The following is a 12,338-nucleotide window of genomic DNA, read 5'->3' on the forward strand; positions in this document are numbered from 1 at the left end:
GTTGGACTATAAATGCGCTCACGCAGGCATTGTTTTTAAGGAAGTTAACGAAGCGTACACCACCCAAACCTGTTCGAGTTGTGGCAGCTTGCCCGAATCGAGGCCGAGAGGTATCGCAGGACTTGGAATAAGAGAATGGACGTGCAGTGGGTGCGGTGTCGCCCACGACCGCGATGTTAATGCGGCGCAAAACATTCTTGCGGTCGGACATGGCCGTCTAGCAGTAGGAATCCCCGTCCTTTAGGTCGGGGAGGATGTCAATAAGCTTGCTTTAATAAACGTGCTGGCGGTGTTTTTTTCTCGGTCAATAATTGGTCAATCGCCAGAGTCACCTCCATGATTCTGGTTTTTTCATTCGTGGTAAATACCATCTCAAGTTGTTCAGTCATTGAACAATGGCTGGGTAAGTTTTTATCTGCATCAATTAATGCGCGCATTCTGGGTAAAAAAACATAGCGCAACCACTGAGCTAGGTTCATTGTATCCATACAAAAAGGTGTTGCGCTATTAAAGGCTTTGGCTTCTGGGCAAGCGACTTGCCAAAAGTCGGTTTGCTTTAAGCGTGCTTCTAATAAGTTAAGTAGTTTGGTTAAAATCTTTGCAGTTTTATTCATAAACATTAGCCCTTAGAGAAAAAAGCGGCAGCGACTTGCCGTTTTTTGATACCTTACGGATTAAATTCTTTTTTAACACTTATATTTTACACAACTTCAAGTTGTTTTTGTTGTTAGGTATTGATTTTTAAAGGAAATTAAAAGATGGCACTAAAATTGAATGTGTATAAGCAAAGCAGTAGTAAAGCAGCGGAGATTAACGATGTCGATTAACTTTAAAAATGCCCTAGGTCTACACCCTGAAGCACTGGATGTACGTAGTAAGCGTTCAGCCATTCTTGCTAATAACCTTGCTAACAGTGATACGCCCGGTTACAAGGCGCGTGACCTAGATTTTAAAGGTATTTTAAAAGGTGAATACGAAAGCCGTCAGCGAATGGATTTAGAGCGTACCAGTCAGCGGCACATTCCTGCCGCAGCGATTGTTATGGATCAATCGTTAAAGTTCCGTAGTCCGCATCAGCCTTCAATTGATGGCAATACTGTAGAAACGAATATTGAACAGGCTGAATTTGCTAAAAACTCAATGGATTTCCAGAGTAGCTTTACTTTCTTGAATAGTAAGTTCAGTGGCTTAATGAAAGCCCTGAAGGACCAGTAGTGAGGAGTTAGGTTATGTCACTGAATAAGATTTTTGATATCGCTGGTAGCGGTATGAACGCACAAACGGTACGCCTTAATACCACAGCTTCCAACATGGCTAACGCCCAAAGTGTTAGTTCTTCTATTGATGAAACTTACCGTGCTCGTAAGCCCGTTTTTGCACCGATGTTAGAGCGTTATAAGCAAGGCATTACGGATGACTATGGCTATCAAAACCCAACAACTAGCTTTAACCCGCGCGATGTTGCTGGTGAAGGTGTTCAGGTTTTAGGCATTGTAGAAAGCAACCAAGAATTACAAATGCGTCACGAGCCAAATCACCCTATGGCTAATGAAGACGGCTATGTGTTTTACCCTAACGTCAATGTTGTTGAAGAAATGACCGACATGATGGCTGCTTCGCGTTCTTTTCAAACTAACGTTGAAGTGATGAATACTACCAAGCAAATGATGCAGCGTGTTCTGACTTTAGGTCAGGGTAGCTAAGTTTAGAATTTAATCAGTAAGGCAAAAAATTGCCGCTACTGTGACCCTAGCGGCAATTGTGAGTAGAGAAAAGACTATGAGTAGCATTGAAAAAACTGACTTTTATCAAAACCTGCAGGTGCAAAACCAGCAGCGTGACGCTGAAAAGACGAGTCAAAGCGGTGAGTTAGGCAAAGATGATTTTATGCGTTTACTGATTGCTCAACTTGAACACCAAGACCCGTTAGAGCCAACCGACAACGGTGAATTTATTGCACAGATGGCGCAATTTTCATCACTAGAAGGCATTAGTAATCTAAACAGTACGGTTGAACAGTTTGGTACTAACTTACAGTCGACTCAGGCTTTGCAAGCTTCTACTCTGGTAGGCCGCTCTGTGCAGGTATTAAGTGATTGGTCTGAACTGCAAGAAGGCAAGCCGATTACTGGCACAATTGACTTAAATAATTCTTCATCAGATGTTTATGTTGCTGTTTATTCTGGTGAGGGTGAATACCTTGGCGATATTTCATTGGGTCAGCGTGAAGCAGGTGAAGCTTCATTTGAATGGAATGGCCTAGATACTGATGGTGAACCTTTTCCTCCTGGCGCTTATCAATTCCGTGCTTTTTCTAGTCAAAATGGTCAGCACGAAGGTGTTGAAATCTACCTTTCTCAGAATGTAACTAGCGTATCGCTTAACTCAGGTGCGCGTGGCGAAATCATGTTAAACCTCAGTGGTTTGAGGCAGTCGGTTTCATTGGCAGATGTCAAAGTCATTAACTAATTTCAGGCGGAGTGTTTAGCAATGAGTTTTAATACAGGTCTTTTAGGTTTACGTGCCGCACAAATGGATTTAAGTGTAACAGGCAATAATATTGCTAACGCTAGCACCAAGGGCTTTAAGCAATCGCGTGCTGAATTTGGTGATGTTTATGCTTCATCTATGTTAGGTAATGGCAGCAATAAACCGGGTTCTGGTGTGTTGGTTGAGCGTATTTCACAAGAACACAGTCAAGGCGGCGTTGATTATACTGGCCGCGCATTAGATATGATGATTGATGGTAATGGTTATTTTAAGCTTTCTGACAATGGTCAAGAAGAATATACCCGTGCGGGTTATTTTGACCTAGATAAAGAAGGTTATATTACCAACAACACAGGTAAGCGTTTGCAGGGTTATAACGCTGATGATGAAGGCAGTATTATTGCCGGTGCACCACAAGACATACAATTAAGCCAAGACAGCCTAGCAGCTAAAGCGACTACCAAAATTGATGTTGCGTTTAACTTTGATTCACGCAAACCTAGCTTAGAGATTGCAAATTTTAACCCTAACGATCGCACAACTTACACCGAAGCCAACCGTTCCAGTGTTTTTGATAGCTTAGGTAAAGAGCATGAATTAACCCAATACTTTATTAAAGTCCCATCAAGTGATGAGAATGGTGAGGGTGATGAAGGCGTTAATGGTAATACTTGGGCGGTGGTGACTGCTTTTGATGGTCAGTTTATAGGTGCTGAAGGTGAGGAGCCTTTAACCGTTATAGGTGCTGAAGGTGAGGAGCCTTTAACCGCTAAAAATTGGGTTAAAGCTGAAAATTTAGATATTGAAAAAATGACGCAGGCAACCATGGTCTTTAATACACAAGGCCGTTTAACAGGTTATCACACCGGCTATTCAACCGCCATTAATGAAGAAGGGTTACCTGCAAATGGTGATAATGCAGGCGAAGGTGAAGAGGGCGAGGCGCAAGCAAGTCCGTTAAGCTTTACCATCACTTTGCCCCCTGCTCCCCCTACAGAAGGTAACGCTGGCAATATTGATGGTGCTTTTGTGGGTGGGTTTAATGGCCAAAATGCCGGTAATAATAAGATTGCTTATAACCTTGCAGGCACCACACAATATGGCGCTGGCTATTCTGCCCAGTCACAATACCAAAATGGCTACACAGCTGGAAGTTTGTCCGGTCTTGAAGTTGATGGTGAGGGTACTATTATAGGTCGTTATAGTAATGGAGAAGTGCGTGATGTAGGACAAGTGCCAGTGTTTACTTTTAGAAACCCTGAAGGGTTAAAACCTAACGGTTCAACGGCTTGGCTGGAAACGTCTGAATCGGGTGATGCTTTACCAAATTCAGCAGATTTGGGTATAACAGGTTCCATTATTGGCGGTGCTTTAGAAGAATCTAACGTTGATATAGCAGAAGAATTGGTAAAAATGATTATTGGTCAGCGTAACTACCAAGCCAATGCTAAAACCATTCAAACCCAAGATACTATTACTCAGACAATTATTAACCTACGTTAATTAACGCTTTGATAAAAAGCGCCTTAGGGCGCTTTTTTTATACCTACTGTTAGCTATCTTGTTATTGTAGCTAGACCCACTGGCACAAAGCTTGCATAATTCTGAGTAATTAAGCATTCGGAGTTACTCATGGATAAAGCACTCTTCATCGCAATGACCGGCGCCAAGCACAATATGATGGCGCAAACAGCACGCTCAAATAACCTTGCTAACGTTAATACCACTGGTTTTAGAGCAGATTTTGAACAAGCCCGTGCTATGCCAGTTTTTGGTGAACATCATCCTAGCCGTGTTTACGCCCTTACCGAGCGCCCTGCTACAGATATTCAATCAGGTAGTTTTGACCATACGGGTAATCCGCTAGACATCGCTGTGCAAGGCGAAGGCTGGATTGCTGTTCAAACCCCAAATGGTGAGGAAGCTTATACCCGCCGTGGTGATTTAAACATAGACCCTACGGGTATGTTACGTACCGGCAATGGTTTGCCGGTCATCGGCAATGGTGGCCCTATTGTGTTACCTCAAGGTCAGCACTTTCAAATTGGCCGTGATGGTAGTATTAGCGTTAATGCTGGTGGTGGTGCGGTTGCTGAGTTAGTTGACCAAGTTAAACTGGTTAGCGCACAAGCCATGGGTGTCACGATGGAAAAAGGCTTAGATGGTTTAATGCGTCCACGTGATTTTGAAGGCGATTTGCCCGCTGACCCAATTGTTACCGTAGAATCAGGCGTTACTGAAACCAGTAATGTAAACGCTGTGAACGAATTGACAACCTTGTTGGCACTTTCACGCCAATATGAAATGAACGTAAAAATGATGAAAACCATTGATGAAAACGGCGCTTCAGCCGGAAGCATCTTGCGTATGAGCTAAGTTTTATTAAGTCTTCATAGCCAGTTATTCATTACACAAAGCATTTTAGAATTAAAAAAGAGGTTTAAATTATGCATCCGGCACTTTGGACAGGTAAAACAGGTCTACAGGCGATGGACGTTAAAATGTCCACTATTTCTAACAACCTTGCCAACGTAAATACGGTCGGTTTTAAGCGTAATCGTGCTGTTTTTGAAGACTTGTTGTACCAAGCGCAAAAAATGCCTGGCGCACAAAATGGTGACGATACTCAGCTACCAACAGGTTTACAGCTAGGTACGGGTGTGCGTGTAACGGCTACGCAGCGTCAATTTACTGATGGCGGTTTAGAAGTAACCAGCCAGCCACTAGATATGGCGGTTAATGGCCGTGGTTTTTTCCGTTTGTTAATGCCTGATGGTGAAATTTCTTACACACGCAATGGTCAATTTCACTTAGATTCTGAAGGTCGTATTGTGAATAGTAATGGCTTTCCTTTAGAGCCTGAAATTGTTGTACCTGATAACACTAACTCCATTACGATTGGCCGTGACGGTACAGTAACAGTGACTGAGGCAGGTCAAAACAACGATGCTCAAGAAATTGGCCAAGTTGAATTGGTTGATTTTATTAATCCCGCAGGTTTATTGGCGATGGGTAATAACGTTTATGCTGAAACGGCAGGTTCTGGCGCTCCACTTGATGGTGTAGGTGGCGAGGGCGGTTTTGGTGCGGTGGAACAAAGTATGTTAGAGCTTTCTAACGTGAGTGCTGTTGAAGAGTTGGTCGATATGATTACCACGCAGCGTGCGTATGAAATGAATACTAAAGTTGTTTCTGCAGCCGATGAAATGCTGCGTAATCTAAATCAGACGCTGTAATGAATAAAAGCGGCCATTAACAAAATGCTCACGGCAAAAAAAGTTACGAGGACGGTAGAATGAAGCGTTTATACTCTTTTTCACTTTTAGTGGTGTTAGCTTTACAGCTAACGGCTTGTGCCACTGGGCCAAGTGAAAAAAAAGTCGAACAAGGCGATCCTGTCTATGCGCCCGTTCAGCCGAGTCGCATGGAACCACCGCCGCCAACACGAGGTTCTTTATATCAAGCAGCCCACAGTAAAGCCTTGTTTAATGACCGTAAAGCTTACCGCATTGGTGATGTTATTACGGTGAATTTAGAAGAGCGTACCCGTTCTTCTAAATCGGCGACTTCAGACATTTCTAGTAATTCTAATATGGCTATTACCAACCCAACCATTGCTGGGCGTGCATCACCCATTAATGTGGGTTTAGGTCTGGATTCTGAGCGTAGCTTTACAGGGGATGCCAGTGCCGATCAAAGCAATAGCTTGTTAGGTAGCATTACCGTGACAGTACATGACGTTTATCCTAATGGTAATTTGTTGATTCGTGGTGAAAAATGGCTAACGCTTAATCAAGGTGATGAATACGTGCGTGTATCAGGCATTGTAAGGCCTGAAGATATTCAGCCTGATAATTCAGTTACGTCTACTTTGCTAGCGGATGCGCGTTTAACTTACAGTGGCACAGGTGACTTGGCTAATTCTAATCGCCAAGGCTGGTTGTCTCGTTTCTTTAACAGTGGCTGGTGGCCGCTGTAATAATTAAGGTGCATTAAATGAAGTTTGCTAGCTTAATGCGTTCAGCGGTAATTTTTTTAGTTTTGTGCAGCTTGTCATTTGTTTTACAAGCACAAACCAGCCGTTTAAAAGATATTACCACTGTAGAAGGTGTGCGTAGTAACCAGTTAATTGGTTACGGTTTAGTCGTTGGCTTAGATGGTACGGGTGATAATGCGCCTTTTACTAATCAAACTTTCGCTAACATGATGAATCAGTTTGGTATTACTTTGCCACCAGGCATTGACCCTAAATCTAAAAACGTGGCGGCAGTAACGGTAAGTGCTGAACTGCCACCTTTTGCAAAGCCGGGTCAAAGTGTTGATATTACCGTTTCTTCTATTGGTAATGCTGAAAGTTTGCGTGGCGGTACTTTATTAATGACTCCACTTAGAGGTGCTGACAGCAATGTTTATGCTGTTGCTCAAGGCAGTTTAGTGGTAGGTGGCTTTGGTGCAGGTGGTGCCGATGGTTCTAGGATAACGGTTAACGTGCCTAGCGTTGGACGCATTCCTAATGGTGCAATGGTTGAGCGTGAAGTGGCTAATTTTTTTGGTGACGGTGATACGCTAACCTTCAATTTACATTACCCAGACTTTACTACTGCGCGGCGTATTGAAGAAACCATTAATGGCTTAATGGGCCCGAATGTTGCTCAAGCGTTAGACCCTGTTTCAGTTAGAATTCGTGCGCCCAGAGATACCAGTCAGCGTGTTGCTTTTTTATCGGTACTGGAAAATTTAGAAGTAACCACAGCCGATGCTGCTGCCAAGGTTATTATTAATTCACGTACCGGTACTATTGTTATTGGTCAAAATGTTCGTGTTTCACCTGCTGCGGTAACACATGGCAGCTTAACTGTGACAATCGCTGAAGCGCCTGAAGTTGTGCAGCCCAATGCTTTTGCCGAAGGTGAAACAGCGGTACAGCAAAATACTCAAGTCAATATTCAGCAAGACAATAGCCCCATGTTTAAGTTTGATGCTGGGGTTACTTTGGATGAGATTGTTCGAGCAGTTAACCAAGTCGGTGCTGCACCAGGCGATTTAATGGCGATTTTAGAAGCCTTAAAACAAGCCGGTGCTTTAAATGCTCAGCTCATTGTTATTTAAGGATTAAGCGATGATTGGCGATAAAGCAACCAGTGGCAACTATGCTAAAGCTCAAAATGCTTACCACGATTTTCAGGGTTTACGTGAGTTAAAAAAAGGTGCGGTCGAGGATGATCCTGAAGCCTTAAAAGAAGTTGCGCGTCAGTTTGAAGCCTTATTTATTCAGATGATTTTAAAAAGTGCCCGTGCTGCTGATGAGGTGATTGGTGGCGAAGAAACCCTGTTAAAATCAAAAGAAATGTCTTTTTTTCAAGGTATGTTAGATGAGCAATTTTCGGTTGCTATGACGCAATCGAATGGTGGGCAAGGCTTGGGTTTAGCGGATGTATTGGTTAGTCAGTTAGGTAAAACTCCGAAAGAGCCGGCTGTTGATGTTACTCAAGATGCCATGCAGCAAATTAATAGCCGCCGCCTACGTTTTTCACAAGCGACCATGTATGCCACACCACAAGAACCTAGGCCACCTTTAGCCGCCGCCAGTGAAAATATAGGTCGCCAGCCTTTAGAGATTACTGGTTTGCCCGTTAGCTCAGACAAACGTGCTTATTTTGCTTCACCCGAAGAGTTTGTACGGCATATTTATCCACTGGCTGAAAAAGCGGCAGCACGTATTGGTGTTGATCCTAAGTTAGTGATTGCACAAACCGCCTTAGAAACAGGTTGGGGTAAGTTTATGATTCCCCGCGAAGATGGCACCAGCAGTTTTAATTTGTTTAACATTAAAGCCGATCAGCGTTGGAAAGGTGATTCAGCAGAAGTACAAACTTTAGAGTTTCGTAATGGTCAGCCTAAGCAAGAGCGTTGGCCTTTTAGGGCTTATGAATCATTAGAGCAGTCAATGAACGATTACGTTGACTTTTTAAGCAGTAATCCTCGTTATCAGCCAGCACTAGAAAATGTAGCCGACTCACAAGCCTTTGCTAAAGGTTTACAGCAGGCTGGTTATGCTACCGACCCCCGTTATGCGCGTAAAGTCATTGATATTATGGATGGCAACCGACTTAATCAGGCGTTAGAAAATATTGCGATACCAAGCGATAAATAAGCTTATTAATAAATGTATTATTTTAAAAGAACACAGTTTTTAAAAAGAACATAAGAAAAGGGTAATATTATGTCAGATTTACTTAGTATAGGTTTGTCAGGTTTGCGTACTAGCCGCAACAATATCTCGGTGACTGGGCATAATATCAGCAACATTGATACACCGGGTTTCTCTCGTCAGCGTGCAACGCAAGTCACTAATTCTGCGATAAGCACGGGTGTGGGTGCGATGGGAACGGGAGCACGGACACAAAGCATTGAGCGCATTGTCGATCAGTACGCCATTAACCAAGTACGTATTGATACCAGTAACTTAAAAGACAATGAAGCCTATTTGCGTAATGCTAGTGAATTAGATAGCCTTTTATCGAATGAAAACTCTGCCTTGGGAATGGCGATGAATGGTTTGTTTGAAGGCATACAGTCTGCTGCTAATGATCCACTTTCTAAACCCGCACGCCAGTTAGTTTTTAGCCAATTAGAAAGCGTAAGCCAGCGCTTTAAAACGGCTAATTCACGCTTAGAAGATCAAAATAATAATATTAATACCCAAGCTAGAACTTATAGTGCAAAAATTAATGAGTTAAGTATTGGTATTAGCCAAATTAATAAAGAAGTGATGGCTTATGACGGCGGTAGTAACCGGCCACCTAATGATTTGTTGGATGGACGTGATGAATTATTACGTCAATTAAGTGAAATAGTGGATGTGCAGGTACAGGCACAAGATGGCTTTAATATCAATGTTTCTATTGGTAATGGTGTTCCGCTTATTGCTGGTGAAAATGTTAATAAGTTAGAAGCAGTACCTAGCGATAATGATAAAAGCCGTTATGAAATTTATATGACGGATAATCAAGGTGGCAAAATGAACATCACCAACGAAATTCAAGGGGGTGAGATGGGTGGATTATTGCGCTACCGCTCCGACACCCTTGACCCCGCTTTAAATGAAATGGGGCGTATTGCGATTATTTTTGCTGCTGAATCTAATAATAAACACCATTCAGGTACGGATCTTAACGGCGATCAAGGCTTTGACCTTTTTAAAGATATTAATACTAAAGAATCCCAGTTAGATCGTATTCCGGGTATTCAGCGCACCGCAGAAGCAGGTGTGTGGATAGACCCCGAAAATCTACATAAATTACCGGCTCAAGAATTTTACCTTAAACAACAGGGAAATGAGTTGGTTTTAGCAGATTCGGTCACTGGTGCAAATATGCTGCCAGGTGGGCCTTTTACAGACATTGCTGCTTTTAATATTGCTTTACAAGGTGAATTTGGCTTTAAGTTGAGCAATGGTGAAATTGATCATCCTGTTGCTGATATTAGCTTAGCTGCTGAAGGTGTTGCTAACCTGCTGCAAGGTGGTGGAATGTTAATTTCCCCTACACGTATTGGTGCTTCTCAGTTAGAGCGTTCACCAGAGCTAAGCGATACCAATAAAATTGCTTTGGCGGGTATTGCCGCTGGTGAAAATAATGCTGGTACAGCTAAACTTGGCTTTGAAGACCTTTCAGGACAGAAATTAACTAGCTTTGGTGCTGGTGCAGTTAACTTATCTGGTGCACAAGTTAAATATGATGGAACTAACTTTACGCTGACTGATACCGCAGGCACAACAACAGCCGGTACGGATACTGGTGACGGTACTTATACTTTTGCTATTGGCGGTTCAGATTTAGTATTGAACATTTCTGATATTGCGGATGCTAAGACTAATGATGCTTGGACGTTAGAAGGTACGGCTGGTGGTCAAAACGGTAAAGTTTTATCGGCTTTACAACAAGAAAGAATTATTGATAGACGAGACGATGGCACGGGCGGTTCGTCTTTAAGTGAAACCTATTCTATGTTGGTTGAAGATGTGGGGATTCGAACGTCTGAATCAAGAACCTCGATGGCTGTAAGTACCGCAACGCTTAACCAGAGTGTTTCTATGCGTGAATCGGCTTCGGGCGTGAATATGGATGAAGAAGCTGGAAATCTAATACGTTTTCAACAGGCCTATATGGCTTCTTCACAGATTATATCAACAGCACAAAAGCTGTTTGACACCTTAATTGCTAGTGTTGGGAGGTAAGCTATGATTCGTTTGTCTACTACGCAAATGTATAACAACAGCATGAACAGTATGCTGCAAAGTAATAGCCGCGTTAATAATGTTAACAATCAAATGGGCACAGGTAAGCGCGTATTGACACCGGCTGATGACCCTGTTGCTGCTGCCCAAACGTTGAACTCTAAAACGCGTATGGCGATTGTTGAACAGTATAATCGCAATACTGATTTTGGTGATAAAAATCTTAGCTTAACGGAATCGGTATTAGACCAAACTGAAACTGCATTGATTAGTTTAAAAGAACGTGCGATTCAGCTAGGTAGTGACCAGTGGAGCGATGAGCAGATTAAAGCTTCGGGTGTTGAAGTAAAAGAAATGCTTAATCATTTGCAAGGTTTATTAAATACGCGCAACGAAAGTGGCGAATATATTTTTGCGGGTAGCCAAGCTGAACAAAAGGCTTATGATGGCAATTTTTTTAAAGGCGATACTGTAGAGCGTGAAGCCCAAGTTGCCGATGATACCTTTATTAAAATGCTGACTTCAGGCGCTAGAGTGTTTGAAAACCTTGAAATAGGTGCGGATAAGCTTAAACCTACTTATGACCCTAATAAGGTTATTCCTGATCCTGATGTTGCCAGTAACTTTACGCCTGACGCTACTGTAGATACTAACTTTACTGATGCCCCTGCTAATACTGTGGTTGACCCTGCTAAGTTTATAGAAACGCCAGCGGGTAGCGGTATTTATGCAGTGGATCCCGCTTATGTGGGTGCTGATCCGGGTACAGTTGTTCTTGATCCGGCTAAATTTAAAGAGACTGAAGCAGGCAGTGGTATTTTTGTAGTCGATGAAACTTACGCAGGCGCTAATCCGGGTGTAATGAAGCCTGATCCTAGTAATCTTGGTTTTACTAATGATCCTGCTCAGTATGGTGAAGACGGTGCTTACCCTAATAATATGTTAGGTGTTTTACAGCACTTGGTTGACGCAACGGGTAACGGTAATCCAGCAGGACCAGTTAACAAAGAAGCAATACGCAACGCTATTCAAAACATTGACGTGGCTTTTGAACAAGTCTCACAAAGCCGTTCGCAAATTGGTGCTAGACAAAACACCTTGAGTGCCGTTAAAGAAAGTAATACGGATTTTAAAGACTTTGCCAAACAAAGCATTTCAGATTTAGAAGACTTAGATTATAGCGAAGCTTATATTCGTCTACAAACCTCGATGCTGTCTTACCAAGCGGGTATGCAGGTTTCAGGAAAAGTCTCTAGTTTAAGTTTATTTGATTATATTTAATTGTCGTAATAATTAGCAATTCCGCCGTAAACCCTCGCCCAATCGGGCGGGGATATAAGCAATTCCGCCGTAAACCCTCGCCCAATCGGGCGGGGATATAAGGCGTAAGACGCAAAGCGGCTTAATCTGGTGTAGCTTGACTCTCTACATAAGCCTTTAATGTTTCGATTGTTGCACCTCCTGCCGCACAAGCAAAGTAAGAGCGCGACCATAACGCAGCACTTTTGCTTTGTCTTGTAAGGTGCGTATTCTGCAATCGCAACATTCTTGATGAAATGGATTTAAGGTTGTTAACCATTACGCTCACTGACAGCTTTGGTGGGTACGC

General features: G+C 42.7%; 14 protein-coding genes. 12 read left to right on the top strand and 2 right to left on the bottom strand.

Going from position 1 to position 12,338, the window contains the following annotated elements; genetic code table 11:
- Position 1: 1 nt before the first annotated feature.
- Positions 2 to 244 (top strand): transposase, encoded by a 243-nt coding sequence (locus VJY63_RS08115; protein ID WP_324049783.1) that lies wholly within the window; start codon positions 2 to 4, stop codon positions 242 to 244.
- 13 nt (positions 245 to 257) lie between these two features.
- On the opposite strand, the gene VJY63_RS08120 is transcribed toward VJY63_RS08115, so the two are convergent.
- A complete protein-coding gene (locus tag VJY63_RS08120; protein WP_324049785.1) occupies positions 258 to 614 on the bottom strand; it encodes a YqcC family protein in 357 nt (118 codons plus the stop codon).
- 202 nt (positions 615 to 816) lie between these two features.
- Here VJY63_RS08120 and flgB point away from each other — a divergent pair, with 202 nt between their 5' ends.
- The 11 genes from flgB to flgL all read left to right on the top strand — a co-directional run bounded on the left by flgB (position 817) and on the right by flgL (position 12,010).
- The gene (gene flgB, locus VJY63_RS08125; RefSeq protein ID WP_324049786.1) at positions 817 to 1,215 is read left to right on the top strand and encodes a flagellar basal body rod protein FlgB; all 399 of its coding nucleotides are present in this window, start codon (positions 817 to 819) and stop codon (positions 1,213 to 1,215) included.
- A gap of 14 nt (positions 1,216 to 1,229) precedes the next feature.
- Positions 1,230 to 1,703, top strand: coding sequence for a flagellar basal body rod protein FlgC (gene flgC, locus VJY63_RS08130; RefSeq protein WP_324049788.1), 474 nt, complete (start codon positions 1,230 to 1,232; stop codon positions 1,701 to 1,703).
- Positions 1,704 to 1,779: 76 nt separating this feature from the next.
- Positions 1,780 to 2,469 carry a flagellar hook assembly protein FlgD gene (locus VJY63_RS08135; RefSeq protein ID WP_324049790.1) on the top strand — a complete coding sequence of 230 codons (690 nt, stop codon included), beginning with the start codon at positions 1,780 to 1,782 and terminating at the stop codon, positions 2,467 to 2,469.
- A gap of 21 nt (positions 2,470 to 2,490) precedes the next feature.
- Positions 2,491 to 3,993, top strand: a complete 1,503-nt coding sequence (flgE, locus tag VJY63_RS08140) for a flagellar hook protein FlgE (protein ID WP_324049792.1) — start codon at positions 2,491 to 2,493, stop codon at positions 3,991 to 3,993.
- Between the two features lie 129 nt (positions 3,994 to 4,122).
- Complete coding sequence (locus VJY63_RS08145; protein ID WP_324049794.1) at positions 4,123 to 4,866, top strand: flagellar basal body rod protein FlgF; 744 nt, start codon at positions 4,123 to 4,125, stop codon at positions 4,864 to 4,866.
- A 71-nt stretch (positions 4,867 to 4,937) separates the two neighbouring features.
- A complete protein-coding gene (gene flgG, locus VJY63_RS08150; protein ID WP_324049796.1) occupies positions 4,938 to 5,726 on the top strand; it encodes a flagellar basal-body rod protein FlgG in 789 nt (262 codons plus the stop codon).
- A gap of 59 nt (positions 5,727 to 5,785) precedes the next feature.
- On the top strand, positions 5,786 to 6,469 hold the full coding sequence (gene flgH / locus VJY63_RS08155; RefSeq protein ID WP_324049797.1) for a flagellar basal body L-ring protein FlgH: 684 nt from the start codon (positions 5,786 to 5,788) through the stop codon (positions 6,467 to 6,469).
- 17 nt (positions 6,470 to 6,486) lie between these two features.
- The gene (locus VJY63_RS08160; RefSeq protein ID WP_324049799.1) at positions 6,487 to 7,599 is read left to right on the top strand and encodes a flagellar basal body P-ring protein FlgI; all 1,113 of its coding nucleotides are present in this window, start codon (positions 6,487 to 6,489) and stop codon (positions 7,597 to 7,599) included.
- A gap of 10 nt (positions 7,600 to 7,609) precedes the next feature.
- Positions 7,610 to 8,644 (top strand): flagellar assembly peptidoglycan hydrolase FlgJ, encoded by a 1,035-nt coding sequence (gene flgJ / locus VJY63_RS08165; protein ID WP_324049800.1) that lies wholly within the window; start codon positions 7,610 to 7,612, stop codon positions 8,642 to 8,644.
- A 69-nt stretch (positions 8,645 to 8,713) separates the two neighbouring features.
- On the top strand, positions 8,714 to 10,729 hold the full coding sequence (gene flgK / locus VJY63_RS08170) for a flagellar hook-associated protein FlgK (RefSeq protein ID WP_324049802.1): 2,016 nt from the start codon (positions 8,714 to 8,716) through the stop codon (positions 10,727 to 10,729).
- 3 nt (positions 10,730 to 10,732) lie between these two features.
- Complete coding sequence (gene flgL, locus VJY63_RS08175) at positions 10,733 to 12,010, top strand: flagellar hook-associated protein FlgL (RefSeq protein WP_324049804.1); 1,278 nt, start codon at positions 10,733 to 10,735, stop codon at positions 12,008 to 12,010.
- A gap of 121 nt (positions 12,011 to 12,131) precedes the next feature.
- Here flgL and tnpA read toward each other — a convergent pair.
- The coding region (tnpA, locus tag VJY63_RS08180; RefSeq protein ID WP_324049806.1) for an IS200/IS605 family transposase at positions 12,132 to 12,338 on the bottom strand (207 nt) is incomplete at its 5' end.

It is taken from the genome of Marinospirillum sp., assembly GCF_035271045.1.
Lineage (GTDB): Bacteria > Pseudomonadota > Gammaproteobacteria > Pseudomonadales > Halomonadaceae > Marinospirillum.